This is a genomic window from Pseudomonas sp. TKO26, from assembly GCF_003225665.1.
Taxonomy (GTDB): Bacteria; Pseudomonadota; Gammaproteobacteria; order Pseudomonadales; family Pseudomonadaceae; genus Aquipseudomonas; species Aquipseudomonas saponiphila.
Genome location: NZ_QKLN01000001.1, coordinates 399,134 through 416,637, shown reverse-complemented (window position 1 = coordinate 416,637; position 17,504 = coordinate 399,134). Strand labels below are relative to the sequence as shown.

Genomic DNA, 17,504 nt, shown 5'->3' with positions numbered 1-17,504 from the left:
GGCTGGCGGCCCGGAACCGCGACTCAGGGGCTGTAGTACCCCACCGCCACCAGCAACCGGCCCACCTTGCGCAGAAAGGCGTGCTTGTCTTCGACCTTACCGGTCACCGGATTCTTCCAGCGGTACTGGTATTCCCCCTGGTCCTGGCGAGCCATGAGCGCCAGGATCGGGTCCCCCACCGGCTTGCCCTCGGGATCCCTGACCTTGGCGAAATCGGTGTTGAGCAGCCGCAGGTTGGTGCCGTGGGCCAGATAGCGCCGGCTGTCGAGGTCGACCACGAACACATACAAATCGTCTTCGAGAAACCCGCCCCGCAGATCATTGATGGCTTTGAGAGTGCCCGCGCGATCGTGTTCCAAGGCCGTGGCCGCACGCTCCAGCAAGGCCTTGGCCTGGTCGGCCGAGGCCCGTGGCAGGTAGTACCCCACTGCCAGGATGCGCTCGCCGATACGCTGGAAATACACATGCTTGCGCTCGATCTTGCCGTCGGCCCAGTTCTGCCAGCGGTATTCGGCCTGCTGGATGCCATTGGCCTCGGGAATCTTCAGCGCGTCCTTGAACGCCTTGCGCAGGTCCGGCCCCAGTACCTCGGAGACATCACGGCCAATCAGCGCCGACGAAGGGCCACCGCTGGCCAGCATCACGCCCCGGGTATCGACCACGAACACATAACGATCACGATCGACGAACTCACCCTGACGACTGAACGCCGCGAACGCCTTGTCACCCTGTTCGTGGTAATGGCGCAGGGCCTTTTCCAGCAACGCGCGGGCCGCCACCCCATCATCGGCCGCCGGTACCGCCGCCTGCAGCGATCCGATGCATAGGCACAGCAGCCATCCCAGCCAGGTAGTTTTCCTCACTCGCCTCATCGCTCGCTCCTCGTTCAAGTTGGCGTGTGAAGAGCGTAGACGGCGGCAGGATATGGTCGAGTATTCAGCAAACCCTGGCTGGCCCTCCCCGACTCCATGGGCAGCGGGAGGGCTGAGCCTTCAAGGGCGGTTGTTGATCTGCTGCTGCAGGTTCTGAATCTGGCTTTGCAGGGTATTGATGTTGCGGGTGACCTGACCACGGAAGGCATCGAACTCGGCAGTACTGGCGCCGTTCTGCGCGGCGGCGGGACGATTGTCCTGTTCGCTCTTGAGCACCACCAGCTCCTGCTCCAGGCGCTCGATGGCGGCGCTCGGGTTGCCCTGTTTTTTCAGCGCAGCCAGATCGGCATTCAGACTCTTGAGCTGGGCATCGAGCTTGCCGGCATCGTTCTGGGCGCCCTTGAGGTTCGCCAGCTCAGCACTCAGGGCTTTTACCTGGGCCTGCAACTGGCTGTTGGCCGCCTGCTGTTCGCTGGTCTGGGCACTCATCTGTGCCAGGCGCTTGTCCAGGTCGGTAGCCTGGCCCGCCACCCCCTGCTGCTGTCGGCTCTGGTCCTGCAAGCGGTTTTCCAACTGCTTGATCTGCAGTTTCAACGCTTCGCTGTCGGTGGTGACATTGGTCTGGCTGGCCACCACCTTGCCGGAAATGTCCTGCAAGCGGCCGGCGGCCTCTTCGCTGATCCTGGCGAAGCTTTCCTGGGTCGCCACCAGTTGCTGCTCCATCAGCGAGATCTGCTGGAAGCTCCACCAGGCCAGACCGATGAAGGCAAAGAACAGCGCACCGACCAGTGCCCACAAAGGACCGGTGCTGGGACCCTTGACCTTGACCACCGGGGTGCTGCGCGAATGCACGGTGGTGCGTTCGCGGGCAGCATGGGTGGTGGGGAAGACATCGTCGTCGAGGGGATCGGCGCGCAGACTTGGAACGTCATCGAAGTCATCGTGTGCATCGTTACGCATGGGGCAACCTTTATGGACCGCGGTGATGGCTGAGTGCGGCGAGTATAAACCGCTAATCAGCCCGGCCAATGGACCGGACCGGGCAAACAGGGTTCAGTCTTTGATTTCAGCTTATGTCCTGAGCCTTCCACCAGGTGCAGAACTCATCCAGGGCGGCCCACAGACTGACCTTGGGCTCATACCCCAGATAATGCCGGGCACGACTGATGTCCAGGGTGAAGTTCTTGTCCATGACCTGCATGCCCAGGCGCGACAGCGTCGGCTCAGGGCGCCCGGGCCAGAGTTTGCAGAACCCCTCGTTGAGCGCCGCGACGCTGTAGGCCAGGCCAAAGGAGCGATAGCGGGTGACTTGCGACACCTGCATCTGGCGCATCACGTAGTTGACCACGTCCCACAGCGGCACCGGCGCGCCGTTGCTGATGTTGTAGACCTTGCCCAAGGCCGAGCCGCCGACCTGCAGGCTGCTGAACAGGGCCTCGTTGAGGTTGTGCACACTGGTGAAGTCGACCTTGTTCAGGCCATTGCCGACGATGGCCAGGCGACCTTTGCGCTGCATCTTCAACAGCCGCGGAAAGATGCTCATGTCGCCGGCCCCCGTGACAAAGCGCGGGCGCAAGGCAATCACCTCCAGGCCGAACTCCTGGGCGCCGAAGACCTTCTGCTCGGCCAGGTACTTGGTGGCCGCATACGGGTGCTTGAAGCGCTTGGGCACCTGTTCCTCGGTCAGCCCCAGATGATCGCGACCATCAAAATAGACCGACGGCGAAGACAGGTGCACCAGGCGTTGCACCCGCTGTTTGAGGCAGGCTTCGACCACGTTCTCGGTGACCAGCACATTGCCCAGGTGGAAGTCCTGATAGCGCCCCCACAGGCCCACGGCACCGGCGCAATGCACCACGGTATCAACGTCGCGGCACAACTCGCGGACCAGATCGGCATCGCTCAGGTCGCCCGGGATGAACTGCGCGCCACGGCGCACCAGATGCTCCACCGCTTCGGCACGCCGGCCATTGACCCGCACCTCCAGGCCCTGCTCAAGGGCAAAGCGAGCGAAGCGCCCGCCGATAAAGCCGCTTGCGCCGGTAACCAGAATCTTCATGAAATCTTCCTAAGAAAGCAGTGACGAGCCCGGAGCTACAGGCTGCAAGTTAAAAATCAGTGCGCAAGCTGTCTACTTGCGGCTTGTCGCTTGACGCTCATGGCTGCTCCCAGGGCACCAGCCATTGCGCAGATAGACGGGCCAGGTGCTCGGTCAACAACCCGAGCAGTTGCCCGCCGTTGCGCCAATGATGCCAGTACAACGGCACATCGATGGGTTTATCCGGCAAAAGCTCCACCAGCGAACCGCGCTGCAGTTGCTCGCGAACCTGCAGCTCGGGCACCAGGCCCCAGCCTAGACCGGCTTCGGTGAGGCGGATGAACCCCTCGGATGACGGACACAGATGATGCTCGAAACCGCCGTTGACGCCCAGGGAAGCGAGGTAGCGATGCTGCAGGAAGTCGTCGGGACCGAACACCAGCGCCGGGGTCCGAGCCAGTTGCTCGGCATGCACGCCATGGGGAAAGTGCCGGGCGATAAATGCCGGGCTGGCCAGGGCCCGGTAGCGCATGGCCCCCAGCAGCAGGCTGCGGGCACCCGCCACTGGACGCTCGCTGGCGCAGACACAGGCGGCCACTTCCCCGGCCCGCATACGCTTGAGGCCCACGGTCTGGTCCTCCACCACCAGGTCCAGCAGCAGGTGCTGCTCAGCGCAGAAGTCCCCCACGGCCTGGGCCCACCAGGTGGCCAGGCTGTCGGCGTTGAGGGCGATGCGCAAGCGCTCCGGCAGCCCTTCTTCATCCAGGGTCGGCACCAGGCTTTGCAGGTCCCGCTCCAGCAGACGCACTTGCTGCACATGGTTGAGCAGGCGTCGGCCGATTTCCGTGGGCGCCGGCGGTGTCGCCCGCACCAGCACCGGCTGCCCGACCCGGGCCTCCAGCAGCTTGATGCGCTGGGAAATCGCCGACTGCGACAGCCCCAGCACCTGGGCCGCCCGCTCGAAACCTGCCTGTTCGATCACCGCAGCCAGGGCAGAAAGCAGCTTGTAGTCGAACATCAATTTTCCTAATGAGTGATCAGCAATATTGGTTTTTCTTATACGGCATGCAACCGGAAAATAGCCAGCCTCAAGCCTCGGTAATACCTCTTAGTTCAAGGATTTTTGTTCATGGCCGGTGAAACTTCCCTCACAACCCTGCTGCGCAGCATGAGCCCGCAGCTCAACGACGGCGAATACGTGTTCTGTAGCCTCGCTGACCACAGCCTGCTGCAGGGCTCCGAGGTGCTGGGCAGCTTTCGCGAACAGGAAGGTCTGACGGTGATCATCCAGCGGCAGGAGGCCGAACGCCTGGGACTGGTCTTCGATTATGTCGCCGCCTGGATCACCCTCAATGTGCATTCGGCACTCGAAGCGGTGGGCCTGACCGCCGCCTTTGCCGGCGCTCTGGGCCGGGCCGGGATCAGTTGCAACGTGATCGCCGGCTACTACCACGATCACCTGTTTGTCGGCCAGGCCGATGCCCAGCGGGCGATGCAGGTGCTGCAGCAACTGGCCGCCGGCGAGGAGCAGTAATCATGTGGCAAAGCTATGTCAACGGCCTGTTGGTGGCCGCCGGCCTGATCATGGCCATCGGTACGCAAAACGCTTTCGTCCTGGCCCAGAGTCTGCGCCGTGAGCACCACCTGCCGGTGGCGGCACTGTGCGTCACCTGTGATGCCCTGCTGGTGGCCGCCGGCGTATTCGGCCTGGCCACGGTGCTCGCCCAGAGCCCGATGCTGCTGGCCGTGGCGCGCTGGGGCGGCGCGGCGTTCCTGATCTGGTATGGGGCCCAGGCGCTGCGCCGGGCCTGCGCCAGGCAAAGCCTGCAGCAGGGCGAAGGCCAGACTGCGCGCTCCCTGCGGGCAGTGATGCTCAGCGCCCTGGCGGTAACCCTGCTCAACCCCCACGTGTACCTGGACACCGTGCTGCTGATCGGCTCGCTGGGGGCTCAGCAGACCGAACCGGGCGCCTATGTGGTCGGCGCTGCCAGCGCTTCGCTGCTGTGGTTCTTCACCCTGGCCCTGGGTGCTGCCTGGCTGGCTCCCTGGCTCGCCCGACCGAGCACCTGGAGGATACTCGACCTGCTGGTGGCGGTGATGATGTTCAGCGTGGCGTTGCAGTTGATCAGCGCTGCATGACTTATTGCAAAAGGCTCTGGAACCTCTATCCCACACAGTTGTTGCGTGGTTAAGCCGCACCCCCGGTGCTATGATCCGATCCCTGCGCCGCAAAGAGTACAAACTCCCCGGCGCATGTCCGGCCGCCCGTGATCGGCCTTGCGCTCACCGCAACTGACCTGATTAGGAGAATCATCATGGCTTTCGAATTGCCGCCGCTGCCTTATGCACACGACGCCCTGCAGCCGCACATTTCCAAGGAAACCCTGGAATACCACCACGACAAGCACCACAACACCTATGTCGTGAACCTGAACAACCTGGTGCCAGGCACTGAGTTCGAAGGCAAGACTCTGGAAGAGATCGTCAAAACCTCTTCGGGCGGCATTTTCAACAACGCAGCACAGGTCTGGAACCACACTTTCTACTGGAACTGCCTCGCGCCAAACGCCGGCGGCCAACCAACCGGCGCCCTGGCTGATGCCATCAACGCGGCATTCGGTTCGTTCGACAAGTTCAAAGAAGAATTCACCAAGACTTCGGTTGGCACTTTCGGTTCCGGCTGGGGCTGGCTGGTGAAAAAAGCCGACGGTTCCCTGGCCCTGGCCAGCACCATCGGTGCCGGCAACCCGCTGACCAGCGGCGACACCCCGCTGCTGACCTGCGACGTCTGGGAACACGCCTACTACATCGACTACCGCAACGTTCGTCCCAAGTACGTCGAAGCGTTCTGGAACCTGGTCAACTGGAAATTCGTGGCTGAGCAGTTCGAAGGCAAGAACTTCGTCGCTTAAGTCCGTTTGCAGTACAAAAAACCCGGCCTGGCCGGGTTTTTTTTGCCTCTGGCAAAGCTGGCATCTTGTCCCGCCCAGCCGAGACGCTAAGATTAATCTGATGCAAAAAACAACGCCGCCCCTCAAGTTGCAAGGCGTCGCTACCGACACACTATCCACAGCTGGCGCAATCCTGAATCTGATCACCCGGGCCTGGCCCGCAGACGTCCTGTTTTCGGCGCTGATGTCACTTTGACGGCTATCACGGGATTGCCAATACTCATGGCAACTTGACGCTACACGCACGGAACAAGGAATAGCCCTTTGAAGCTGGAACTCAAAAACAGCTTGTCGGTGAAGTTGCTCCGGGTTGTGCTGCTGTCGGCACTCATCGTCGGCGTGGTTCTGAGCTGCGCCCAGATCGTCTTCGACGCCTACAAGACCCGGCAGGCGGTCGCTAACGATGCCCAGCGCATTCTCGACATGTTTCGCGACCCATCGACACAGGCTGTCTACAGCCTGGATCGGGAAATGGGCATGCAAGTCATTGAAGGCCTGTTCCAGGATGACGCGGTGCGCATGGCCTCCATTGGCCACCCCAACGAAACCATGCTGGCGGAGAAAACCCGCGAACTGCAGCATTCCCCCAGTCGCTGGCTCACGGATCTGATCCTTGGCCAGGAACGTACCTTCACCACCCAACTGGTTGGCCGTGGGCCCTACAGCGAGTATTACGGCGACCTGAGCATTACCCTGGACACCGCCACCTATGGTCAGGATTTCATCATCAGCTCGGTGATCATCTTTGTCTCGGGAGTCCTGCGCGCCCTGGCCATGGGCCTGGTGCTGTACCTGGTCTATCACTGGCTGCTGACCAAGCCGCTGTCACGAATCATCGAGCACCTGACCAACATCAATCCCGACCGCCCCAGTGAACACCAGTTACCCCTGCTCAAGGGCCACGAAAAGAACGAGCTGGGCATCTGGATCAACACCGCCAACCAGTTGCTGGCCTCCATCGAGCGCAACACCCATTTGCGCCACGAAGCGGAAAACAGCCTGCTGCGCATGGCCCAATACGACTTCCTCACCGGCCTGCCCAATCGCCAGCAACTGCAACAGCAACTGGACAAGATCCTGGTGGACGCCGGCCGCCTGCAACGCAGGGTCGCCGTGCTCTGTGTCGGTCTGGACGACTTCAAGGGCATCAATGAACAGTTCAGTTACCAGACCGGCGACCAATTGCTGCTGGCCCTGGCCGACCGCCTGCGGGGTCACAGCGGCCGTCTCGGCGCCCTGGCACGTTTGGGCGGCGATCAATTCGCCCTGGTCCAGGCCGATATCGAACAGCCCTATGAAGCGGCGGAACTGGCACAAAGCATCCTCGACGACCTGGAAGCCACCTTTGCTCTGGATCATCAGGAAATCCGCCTGCGCGCCACCATTGGCATCACCCTGTTCCCGGAAGACGGCGACAGCACGGAAAAACTCCTGCAGAAAGCCGAACAGACCATGACCCTGGCCAAGAGCCGCTCACGCAACCGTTATCAGTTCTACATCGCCAGCGTCGACAGCGAGATGCGCCGGCGCCGGGAACTGGAAAAGGACCTGCGCGAGGCCCTGATCCGGGAACAGTTCTTTCTGGTCTATCAGCCGCAGATCAGCTATCGCGACCATCGGGTAGTGGGGGTCGAGGCCCTGATCCGCTGGCAGCACCCCGAGCACGGCATGGTGCCGCCGGACCTGTTCATCCCCCTGGCGGAACAGAACGGCACCATCATCGCCATCGGTGAATGGGTGCTGGACCAGGCCTGTCGCCAACTGCGGGAATGGCACGACATGGGCTTCACCGACCTGCGCATGGCGGTCAACCTGTCCACGGTGCAACTGCACCACGCCGAACTGCCGCGGGTGGTCAACAACCTACTGCAGATCTACCGCCTACCGCCCCGCAGCCTGGAACTGGAAGTGACCGAAACCGGCCTGATGGAAGACATCAGCACCGCCGCCCAGCACCTGCTGAGCCTGCGTCGCTCCGGGGCGCTGATCGCCATCGACGACTTCGGCACCGGCTATTCGTCCCTGAGCTACCTGAAAAGCCTGCCTCTGGACAAGATCAAGATCGACAAGAGCTTCGTGCAGGACCTGCTGGATGACGACGACGATGCCACCATCGTGCGCGCCATCATCCAACTGGGCAAAAGCCTGGGCATGCAAGTGATTGCCGAAGGCGTGGAAACCGCCGAACAGGAGGCCTACATCATCTCCGAAGGCTGTCATGAAGGTCAGGGCTACCACTACAGCAAACCCCTGCCGGCCCGGGAGTTGAGCGCCTACCTGAAACAGGCGCAGCGCAGTAACGCGGCCATCCTCTGAACAGGCATTGCGCCGGCCCCTCGGCTGACGCAATCCCCCGCTGAATAAGAAATATTTACAGGCGCGACCCTTTACACATAATGCAAATCTTTCGCATTATGTCGCAGTTTTGCGCGCCCCACGCGCCGTCCACTCCCCCTCTCGAAGCAGGATGTTCGCCATGATTCGTATGCCTCTGGCTACCGCCAGTCTGTTGGCCATCGCTATTTCCCTCGCCGGCTGTGGCGAAGGCAAAGACGACAAGGCTGCCGCTCAAGCGCCGACCCCGGCTGCCAGCACCGCCACCCCGGCCAACGACGCCGCCGGCAAGGTCGACGAAGCCGCAGCCAAGGCCGTGGTCGCGCATTACGCCGACATGGTATTTGCCGTCTACAGCGATGCCGAATCCACCGCGAAAACCCTGCAAACCGCCATCGACGCCTTCCTCGCCAAGCCCAACGACGAAACCCTGAAAGCCGCCAAGGCTGCCTGGGTGGCCGCTCGCGTACCTTACCTGCAGAGCGAAGTGTTCCGCTTCGGCAACACCATCATCGATGACTGGGAAGGCCAGGTGAACGCCTGGCCGCTGGACGAAGGCCTGATCGACTACGTCGACAAGAGCTATGAACACGCCCTGGGCAACCCCGGCGCCACCGCCAACATCATCGCCAACACCCAGATCCAGGTCGGCGAAGACAAGATCGACGTGAAGGACATCACCCCGGAAACCCTGGCCAGCCTGAACGAGCTGGGCGGTGCCGAGGCCAACGTCGCCACCGGCTACCACGCCATCGAATTCCTGCTCTGGGGCCAGGATCTCAACGGCACCGGTCCCGGCGCCGGCGCGCGTCCGGCGTCCGACTATCTGGAAGGCGCAGGTGCTACCGGCGGCCACAACGATCGTCGTCGCGCCTATCTGAAAGCCGTGACCCAACTGCTGGTCAACGACCTGGAAGAAATGGTCGGCAACTGGAAACCGGACGTGGCCGACAACTACCGCGCCACCCTGGAAGCGGAACCGGCCGAAACCGGCCTGCGCAAGATGCTCTTCGGCATGGGCAGCCTGTCCCTGGGCGAATTGGCCGGCGAGCGGATGAAAGTGTCCCTGGAGGCCAACTCGCCTGAAGACGAACAGGACTGCTTCAGCGACAACACCCACAACTCGCACTTCTACGACGCCAAGGGCATCCGCAACGTCTACCTGGGCGAATACACCCGTGTCGACGGCACCAAGATGACCGGCGCCAGCCTGTCGTCCCTGGTGGCCAAGGCCGACCCCGCAGCCGACGCCGCCCTGAAAGCCGATCTGGCCGCTACCGAAGCCAAGATCCAGATCATGGTCGACCACGCCAACAAGGGTGAGCACTACGACCAGTTGATCGCCGCAGGCAACGAGTCCGGCAACCAGATCGTGCGCGATGCCATCGCCGCCCTGGTCAAGCAGACCGGTTCGATCGAACAGGCCGCCGGCAAACTGGGGATCAGCGACCTGAACCCGGACAACGCCGATCACGAGTTCTGATCAGCACCGCATGAGCCAAAAAGGCGACCTTCGGGTCGCCTTTTTTGTCGCAGCGAGACTGCAGCGCCTTGGCTGAGCCGTCCCTCGGCAAGCTTGTCCTGCGTCAAACCAAACGATAATTCCTCTTATTCAAACTTCATCAGCCTGTTAGACTTTGCGCCCTTGTTTTGCTCGTCTTGCAGGATGTCCGATGCCTTCGTCGCAGCTTCGCTGGTTCGCTCTGATCATGGCCCTGGGCCTGAGTGCCTGCGATGACGCTCCACGCTTTACCCGGGCCGAACCCGGTGAAGCCCGCGCCGGCGGCGCCACCACGGTCAACAAGGCGGATCGCAACGCGTTTTCCCTGCCCTCGGCCAATCTGCCGGCCACCCGACGCCTGGACTTCAGCGTGGGCAACAGTTTCTTTCGCAACCCCTGGGTCATCGCCCCCTCCACCACCACCGCCCGCGACGGCCTGGGCCCGCTGTTCAACACCAACGCCTGCCAGAACTGCCACATCAAGGACGGCCGCGGCCATCCGCCCGCGCCGGATGCCCTGAACGCGGTGTCCATGCTGGTGCGCCTGTCGATCCCGGATGCCCCGGCCTACGCCAAGGTCATCGAACAGCTTGGCGTAGTGCCCGAACCGGTATACGGCGGCCAGTTGCAGGACATGGCGATTCCCGGCGTCGCTCCCGAAGGCCGGGTCCGGGTCGATTACGACAGCGTGCCGGTACGGTTCAAGGACGGCACCCAGGTGGAGCTGCGCAAGCCCAGGCTGCAGATCACCGATCTGGGTTACGGCCCGATGCACCCCGAGACGCGGTTCTCCGCCCGAGTGGCGCCGCCGATGATCGGCCTGGGGCTGCTGGAAGCCATTCCCGAAGCGGCGATCCTCGCCAACGCCCAACCAGCTGCCGGCACCCGGGCCATCGCCGGGCGCCCCAACTGGGTCTGGGATGACGCCCAGCAAAAGACCGTGCTCGGGCGCTTTGGCTGGAAAGCCGGACAACCCAATCTCAATCAACAAAATGTTCATGCGTTTTCCGGCGACATGGGCCTGACCACCAGCCTGCGGCCCTTCGACGACTGCACCGAGGCGCAAACCGCGTGCAAGCAGGCGCCCAACGGCAACGGCCCGGACGGCGAGCCGGAGGTCAGTGACAACATCCTGCGCCTGGTGCTGTTCTATACCCGCAACCTGGCGGTACCGGCGCGCCGCGACGTCGACTCGCCCCAGGTCCTGGCCGGCAAGAACCTGTTCTTCCAGGCCGGTTGCCAGTCCTGCCACACCCCGAGTTTCACCACGGCAGCCGATGCCGCCGAACCCGAATTGGCCAACCAGGTCATACGCCCCTATAGCGACTTGCTGCTGCATGACATGGGTGAAGGCCTGGCCGACCAGCGCACGGAGTTCAAGGCCAGTGGCCGCGACTGGCGCACCGCCCCCCTGTGGGGCATTGGCCTGACTGAAACCGTCAGTGGCCACACCCAGTTCCTGCATGACGGCCGTGCCCGCAACCTGATGGAAGCAGTGCTCTGGCATGGCGGCGAGGCCGAAGGCGCGAAGCAACAGGTGCTCGCGTTCAACGCCGAGCAGCGCGCCGCGCTGCTGGCCTTCCTGAATTCTCTATAACGCTCGACTCAACCGTTTTTCCACAATAAAGGGAGCCCGAACATGTTCCGCCCCAAACTGCTGTTCACCAGCCTGGCTGCACTCGCTCTGGGCGCCTGCGCCCCCCAGGATCCACAAGCCGTGACCTCGGCGGCCATCGCCAAGCAGGTCATCCTGCCGACCTACAGCCGCTGGGTCGATGCCGACCGCCAGCTGGCCATCAGCGCCCTGGCGTTCTGTGAAGGCAAGCAAAGCCTGGACACCGCCCGTGCCGATTTCCTCCACGCGCAGAAGGCCTGGGCCGAGCTGCAGCCGCTGCTGATCGGTCCGCTGGCCGAAGGCAACCGCTCCTGGCAGGTGCAGTTCTGGCCGGACAAGAAGAACCTGGTGGGCCGTCAGGTCGAGCAACTGGTCAGCGCCACCCCGCAGATCGATGCCGCGGCCCTGGCCAAGTCCAGCGTGGTGGTACAAGGCCTGTCGGCCTACGAATACATCCTCTTCGACAGCAAGATCGACATGGCCGACAGCGCGCAGAAAGCCCGCTACTGCCCGCTGCTGACCGCCATCGGTGAACGCCAGAAGCAACTGGCCGAAGAGATCCTGTCGAGTTGGAACACCAACGACGGCATGCTCGCGCAGATGAGCAAGTTCCCCAATCAGCGCTACGCCGACTCCCACGAGGCCATCGCCGACCTGCTGCGGGTTCAGGTCACCGCCCTGGATACCCTGAAGAAGAAACTCGGCACGCCGATGGGCCGCCAGACCAAGGGCATCCCCCAGCCGTTCCAGGCCGACGCCTGGCGTAGCCAATCGTCCCTGCAGGGCCTGGAAGCCAGCCTCAGCGCCGCCCAGACCGTCTGGGCCGGGGTCGACAACAAGGGCCTGCGGGGCCTGTTGCCGGCCGACCAGAAGCCATTGGCCGACAAGATCGACGCCGCCTACGCCGCCTCGCTGAAACTCTTTGCCAGCACCCAGCGCTCGCTCACTGAAATGCTCAATGACGACGCCGGGCGCCAGCAACTCAACGATCTGTACGACAGCCTCAACGTGGTCCACCGCCTGCACGAAGGCGAACTGGCCAAGGCGCTGGGCATCCAACTGGGCTTCAACGCCAACGACGGTGACTGATGATGCTGCGACGTCAGGCTTTGGCACTGGGCAGCCTGCTGCTCAGTGCGGTGACCTTGGGTGGCTGGACGCTGTTCAAGCAAAAGGACAAGCAGCCCCTGCTGCTGTCGGCCAGGGACGATGGTGACGGCAAGCACTACGCCGTCGGTTATCAGCTGGACGGTAAACAGGTGTTTGCCACCCAGGTCGGCCAGCGTTGCCATGACATCATCAACCACCCACAACTGCCGATCGCGCTGTTCGTGGCCCGGCGTCCGGGCACCGAAAGCTACCTGATCGACCTGCGGGACGGCACCCTGCTGCAAACCCTGAGCTCGCAGCCTGACCGGCATTTCTACGGCCACGCGGTGATCCACAAGGACGGCCAGTGGCTGTACGCCACCGAGAACGACACCCGTGATCCGGGGCGCGGCCTGCTGGGGGTCTACCGTTTTGAAGGCGAACGCCTGGTGCACAGCGACGAGTTGTCCACCCATGGCATCGGCCCGCACCAGGTGTCCTGGATGCCCGACGGCGAAACCCTGGTGGTGGCCAACGGTGGTATCCGCACCGAGGCCGAAAGCCGGGTGGAGATGAACCTCGACGCCATGGAGCCGAGCCTGGTGCTGATGCAGCGTGATGGCACCCTGCTGAGCAAGGAAACCCTGGCCCAGCAGATGAACAGCGTGCGCCACATGGGCATCGCCAGCGACGGCACCATTGTCACCGGCCAGCAGTTCATGGGTGCCGCCCACGAATCCTCGGAGCTGCTGGCGATCAAGCGTCCGGGCCAGCCCTTCACGGCTTTCCCGGTCCCCGAACAGCAGTTGCAGGCCATGGGGCACTACACCGCCAGCGTTGCCGTGCACAGCGACTTGCGACTGGTGGCCCTGACCGCCCCACGGGGCAACCGCTTCTTCATCTGGGATCTGGACAGCGGCGCGGTGCGGGTCGATGCCCCGCTGCCGGACTGCGCCGGGGTCGGCGCCGTGGCCGATGGCTTCGTGGTGACCTCGGGCCAAGGCCGTTGCCGCTTCTATGACTGTCGCCAGCAGCAGATTGTGGCAAAGCCCCTGGAACTGCCTGCCGGGCTCTGGGACAACCATTTGCATCTGGTCTGACCAGCCCGCGGCCGGCGCCAATGCCCAAGCGTCAGAGAAGCCAAAGGCCTCGCATGGCGAGGCCTTTGGCTGGGCGGGGGAATAGGTTCAGCTCTGGGGTTTCAAGCCCTGGCTCATGCCGAACATGAACAACAGCAGGTCATGATCGGGCCGGGCGGCGGTTGTCGATTTGGCAACCCGCGGCAAAGGACAATGTTCCCCTTGAACGGCACTGAGCACCTGCGTTCGCGGCTGCTCCCAGACAACCAGCGCCAAGGAAGCAACTGCCAAGGCTCCTGCCAGGAAAACACCTCGTGCAATTTCTAGCTTCATAGCTATAAACCTTTGATGGAGCTGCCAAACGCCGTTTTGTAAAAGTAGTAGAGCTTTTGCCAATCGGTGTCGTTCCACGACGAATGGCGGCGCAGTTGCTTGAGGTCGTGGGCCGCCGCGCGTTGGCTGCTCAGGCGCTGCCGGCACTTCTCGAAATCCAGCAAGGCGATCTGTGGCCGGGCCTGCTCGCCCTCGCCTTCCACCCGCACGAAAATATGCTTGGCGTACAGGCACCCATGCTGCCAGCGCCCCTTGTGCATGCGCGCCAGGGTCACCGCCAGTGTCTCCAGCAAGCGCTCATGGAACACTTCGCCATGGCGCTCCCGCTCACCGGCGGCGTACCAGTTGTCGATTTCAACATAGCCATCGAGCGCCGCCGTCACCAGCAAGGCTTGCCAGCGATTCTGCGGATCGCGCCGAGCGCCGCAGAACACCAGTTCCGGAACCCCCACATCGAGCAACCGCAGGCCTTGCAACGCGGCGAGTTCGCGCAAGACGGTCGGTCGCCCGAAAGGGTGCAGCACGCTTCGATAAATGTGCCCGATCTGGCGCTTGGCATAGAGCAGCCGCCCGCTGCTGCTCACAATGCGCTGCACGCCGCTTTCACCGCCTCGACGCTGATTGGGTTCCTCGACCCATTCACCTTGCCTGTTCCAGAAATCATCGAAGCGATCCGAGGGCGCAGCATCCATTTGCGAAGCAGATTCAACAACCATCCCTTACCTCTTGCGTAATACGTACACTCGCCACATGGCGTAGAGCGGAACAAAATCCAGGTGCTCCTGGACACGAAAACCGGCTTGCCTGAACTCTTTTTCGACGGTGGCCGCCGGTAACACGAAACGATTCTGGTAAGCCTCAGCGCCCATTTCAGGCAAGCGCTTGCGCTCCAGGCGCTTGCGCCTCCAGGCCTTGAAATTGCCATCAACCCACAGCGAGATGATCACGCTGTCGCGGGTCACTCGCTGGAACTCCCGCAACAAGGCCATCCGATGCTCGGCCTGGCCCACATGGTGCAACAGGCGCATGGAAAAAATGCAGTCCACGGCGTTGTCCGGCAAATCAATGGCAAAGGCGGAGGTCTGCAAAGGCCGTACCCGTCTTACCACTTCGACAGGCTGTGCCGCCAGGGCGGTGCTCAGCATAGCCGAAGAATTGTCCGCGCCAATGATGACCCGGTTGGCCTTCTGCGCCAGCAACGGCCAGAAGCGCCCCGCACCACAGGGCAGGTCCAGCACCAGCCCGGGCTCGCCGGCAGCGGCCAGGGCCGCGCGGGCCAGGTGTTCATCACGCCAATGGGACAAACGACGGGCCAGGCCATCCTGATGTTTCTGCAGGTATTCCTGGGCGTGTTGGGCATCGTACTTGTCGGAAAATTCCAGCTTGATCGGCTTGGCCATCATCAAGGTCTCCTGTAGCTGATGACGCCACCTTAGGCAGCGGCATGTCAGCGACAGGTCATCCCGGTGTGAAAACTTCGTACCGTCCGACGGGAAGATATTTCAGATTTTTACAGGCTGCCGGCAATGGCCTAGGGCCACAGAGGAACAAAAAACGACAAGTGACAGGCCCTGCATGGCAGGGCCGGATCAGGAAACTCAGCTATTGGCTGGTTGCAGCCGCACGTGAAAACGACAGCCATTGGGGATCATGGTGGTGAGGCTGACGCTCCAGCCCTGGTTCTCGCAGATGCGTTGAACCAGGGACAACCCCAAGCCCAAGCCTTCACCACGCTTTTCATCGCCGCGCACGAAGGGCTGGAACATCGCCTCGCGTTTCTCCTCGGGAATGCCCACACCGCTGTCTTCCACCACAAACCCGCCCGGTTCGAGGCTCAGGCGGATAAAGCCCCGCTCGGTGTAGTGCAAGGCGTTGCGCAGAAGATTGCCCATCACCGCATGCAGGAAGGTGGCGTTGTAGCGATCGTCGCCGGGCTGGCCGGGTTCGAAGATCAACTCGATGCCTTTGCCCTCGATGGACTCGCGCCACAGGCCGATCAAATCGGTGGCCGCTTGCGTCAGGGTCAGTTGCGGCGACATGCCGGCGTCTTCTCGCTGGGCACGCGCGAGCATCAGGAAGGTCTGCACCAGCTCGCGCATCTCCTCGCAGGCCCGGGCAATCCGTTCCACCTGAGCCCGTCCGCGCTGGTCCAGCCCGGGGTTTTCCAGGAGCAGCTCACAGGAGGTGGCCAACACCATCAACGGCGTGCGCAATTCATGGCTGACGTCACTGGTGAACAGCCGTTCGCGACTCAAGGCCTGACGCAAGCGCCCCAGGGTGGCGTCGAAGGCGATGGCCAATTCGCCCACTTCATCCGCGGCATAATCCGGCGCCAACGGCGGCGCCAGACCCAGTAACTGATCACGATGCCGTACCTGGCGGGCCAGACGCACCACAGGCGCCATCACCCGGCGCGCCAGGATCCAGCCCAGGAACACCGCCAGCGCCAGGCTCAGGACAAACCCCACCAGTACCACGGCGAACAGCACCCGCTCACGCTCTTCGAAATCGCTCTGATCCTGCAGCAGCACGTAACGCCGGCCATCCACCACTTCGACCATGGCGTGGTAGGACAGCTGCTCGCGGAACACTTCATGGAAGCCCGGGTCGAGATGGCGCAGGTCCTTGGGCAATTCGAAATCGCCGCGACCGCCGCTGTAGTAGAACAGTTGGTCGGGCTCGGGACGGTGGCTCCAGTCCGCCACGTTGTCCATCAGCAGCAAGCGTTGCAGGTCGCCCCCGAGGCCGGCGGAGATGAGTTTTTCCTCCACCAGATGCACGGTCGCCACGATGCCCATGGCAAAGGCCCCCGCCACCAATGCGCTCATCAAGGCAAAGGCGATGATGATGCGCTGGGCCAGGCTTTGCTTAAACTCCATCACGCCCCTCGGCCAGCCGGTAGCCGACACCGTGCACGGTATGCAGCAGCGGCTTGGCGAATGGCTTGTCGATCACCTGGCGCAGTTGGTGAACATGGCTGCGCAGGCTGTCACTGTCCGGACAATCATCGCCCCACAGGGCCTCTTCGAGAATTTCCCGGCGCAAGACATGGGGGCTTTTCTGCATCAACACCGCCAACAGCTTGAGGCCCACCGGGTTGAGCTTGAGCAGACGCCCTTCGCGGGTGACTTCGAGGGTATCGAGGTCATAACTGAGGTCACCGACCTGCAGCGCTCGACGACCACCGCCCTGGGTACGGCGCATCACCGCCTCGATTCGCGCTGCCAGTTCCGAGAGGGCAAAAGGCTTGAGCAAGTAGTCGTCGGCACCGGACTTGAAGCCCTGCAGCCGGTCATCCAGCTGGTCGCGGGCGGTGAGCATGATCACCGGGGTGTCGCGCCGGGCATCTTCACGCAGGCGCTTGCACAGGGTGTAGCCATCGATTCCCGGCAGCATGATGTCGAGCACGATCAGGTCGTAGTGCTCGGTGGCCGCCAGGTGCAGGCCGGACAGACCATCCTGGGCGCAGTCCACGGTGTAGCCCTTGAGCCCCAGGTAGTCAGCCAGGTTGGCGAGAATATCGCGGTTGTCTTCAACCAGTAGAATTCGCATCGGAACTCTCTCCCTACACAGTTACGGCCGTCTTGGCCCGCGCAGCTTAAGGCCAAGTCCGACTCGCCGCCAGCACTGTCTGACCGCTGCCGCAGGCCTGTTGCCCGATCAATGCCTTGACGAGTTTTTCACTGTGGGTT

17 protein-coding genes are annotated in these 17,504 nt (G+C 62.8%); 8 read left to right on the top strand and 9 right to left on the bottom strand.

Features of this window, described 5'->3' with window-relative positions:
• Positions 1-23: 23 nt before the first annotated feature.
• The 4 genes from DNK59_RS02055 to DNK59_RS02040 all read right to left on the bottom strand — a co-directional run bounded on the left by DNK59_RS02055 (position 24) and on the right by DNK59_RS02040 (position 3,928).
• The gene (locus DNK59_RS02055) at positions 24-872 is read right to left on the bottom strand and encodes a cache domain-containing protein (RefSeq protein ID WP_110722123.1); all 849 of its coding nucleotides are present in this window, start codon (positions 870-872) and stop codon (positions 24-26) included.
• Between the two features lie 120 nt (positions 873-992).
• On the bottom strand, positions 993-1,832 hold the full coding sequence (locus DNK59_RS02050) for an ATPase (RefSeq protein WP_110722122.1): 840 nt from the start codon (positions 1,830-1,832) through the stop codon (positions 993-995).
• Positions 1,833-1,938: 106 nt separating this feature from the next.
• Entirely contained in the window at positions 1,939-2,931 is a 993-nt protein-coding gene (locus DNK59_RS02045; RefSeq protein ID WP_110722121.1) for an NAD(P)-dependent oxidoreductase, read from the bottom strand.
• 97 nt (positions 2,932-3,028) lie between these two features.
• A complete protein-coding gene (locus DNK59_RS02040) occupies positions 3,029-3,928 on the bottom strand; it encodes a LysR family transcriptional regulator ArgP (protein ID WP_110722120.1) in 900 nt (299 codons plus the stop codon).
• Positions 3,929-4,039: 111 nt separating this feature from the next.
• Between DNK59_RS02040 and DNK59_RS02035 the strand changes: the two genes are divergently transcribed.
• From DNK59_RS02035 to DNK59_RS02000, 8 genes are all read left to right on the top strand, one after another.
• The gene (locus tag DNK59_RS02035; RefSeq protein ID WP_110722119.1) at positions 4,040-4,444 is read left to right on the top strand and encodes an ACT domain-containing protein; all 405 of its coding nucleotides are present in this window, start codon (positions 4,040-4,042) and stop codon (positions 4,442-4,444) included.
• A 2-nt stretch (positions 4,445-4,446) separates the two neighbouring features.
• On the top strand, positions 4,447-5,049 hold the full coding sequence (locus DNK59_RS02030) for a LysE/ArgO family amino acid transporter (RefSeq protein WP_110722118.1): 603 nt from the start codon (positions 4,447-4,449) through the stop codon (positions 5,047-5,049).
• Positions 5,050-5,225: 176 nt separating this feature from the next.
• Positions 5,226-5,822 carry a superoxide dismutase gene (locus DNK59_RS02025; protein WP_016966196.1) on the top strand — a complete coding sequence of 199 codons (597 nt, stop codon included), beginning with the start codon at positions 5,226-5,228 and terminating at the stop codon, positions 5,820-5,822.
• Between the two features lie 303 nt (positions 5,823-6,125).
• On the top strand, positions 6,126-8,177 hold the full coding sequence (locus DNK59_RS02020; protein WP_110722117.1) for a bifunctional diguanylate cyclase/phosphodiesterase: 2,052 nt from the start codon (positions 6,126-6,128) through the stop codon (positions 8,175-8,177).
• Positions 8,178-8,337: 160 nt separating this feature from the next.
• Entirely contained in the window at positions 8,338-9,678 is a 1,341-nt protein-coding gene (locus tag DNK59_RS02015; protein ID WP_110722116.1) for an imelysin family protein, read from the top strand.
• 190 nt (positions 9,679-9,868) lie between these two features.
• On the top strand, positions 9,869-11,293 hold the full coding sequence (locus DNK59_RS02010) for a di-heme oxidoredictase family protein (protein ID WP_110722115.1): 1,425 nt from the start codon (positions 9,869-9,871) through the stop codon (positions 11,291-11,293).
• 42 nt (positions 11,294-11,335) lie between these two features.
• Positions 11,336-12,400 (top strand): imelysin family protein, encoded by a 1,065-nt coding sequence (locus DNK59_RS02005; protein ID WP_110722114.1) that lies wholly within the window; start codon positions 11,336-11,338, stop codon positions 12,398-12,400.
• A gap of 2 nt (positions 12,401-12,402) precedes the next feature.
• Positions 12,403-13,500, top strand: coding sequence for a DUF1513 domain-containing protein (locus tag DNK59_RS02000; RefSeq protein WP_110722244.1), 1,098 nt, complete (start codon positions 12,403-12,405; stop codon positions 13,498-13,500).
• Positions 13,501-13,587: 87 nt separating this feature from the next.
• On the opposite strand, the gene DNK59_RS01995 is transcribed toward DNK59_RS02000, so the two are convergent.
• The 5 genes from DNK59_RS01995 to colR form a co-directional block, all read right to left on the bottom strand.
• Positions 13,588-13,812: a hypothetical protein gene (locus DNK59_RS01995; RefSeq protein WP_092311061.1), complete on the bottom strand. Its 225-nt coding sequence runs from the start codon at positions 13,810-13,812 to the stop codon at positions 13,588-13,590.
• 2 nt (positions 13,813-13,814) lie between these two features.
• Positions 13,815-14,528 carry a lipopolysaccharide kinase InaA family protein gene (locus DNK59_RS01990; RefSeq protein WP_110722113.1) on the bottom strand — a complete coding sequence of 238 codons (714 nt, stop codon included), beginning with the start codon at positions 14,526-14,528 and terminating at the stop codon, positions 13,815-13,817.
• Between the two features lie 3 nt (positions 14,529-14,531).
• Positions 14,532-15,212 carry a class I SAM-dependent methyltransferase gene (locus DNK59_RS01985; RefSeq protein WP_110722243.1) on the bottom strand — a complete coding sequence of 227 codons (681 nt, stop codon included), beginning with the start codon at positions 15,210-15,212 and terminating at the stop codon, positions 14,532-14,534.
• 198 nt (positions 15,213-15,410) lie between these two features.
• The gene (locus DNK59_RS01980; protein ID WP_110722112.1) at positions 15,411-16,691 is read right to left on the bottom strand and encodes a HAMP domain-containing sensor histidine kinase; all 1,281 of its coding nucleotides are present in this window, start codon (positions 16,689-16,691) and stop codon (positions 15,411-15,413) included.
• Positions 16,681-17,364 carry a two-component system response regulator ColR gene (gene colR / locus DNK59_RS01975; RefSeq protein WP_047305857.1) on the bottom strand — a complete coding sequence of 228 codons (684 nt, stop codon included), beginning with the start codon at positions 17,362-17,364 and terminating at the stop codon, positions 16,681-16,683. Before colR ends, DNK59_RS01980 begins: the two co-directional genes overlap by 11 nt.
• Positions 17,365-17,504: the final 140 nt, after the last annotated feature.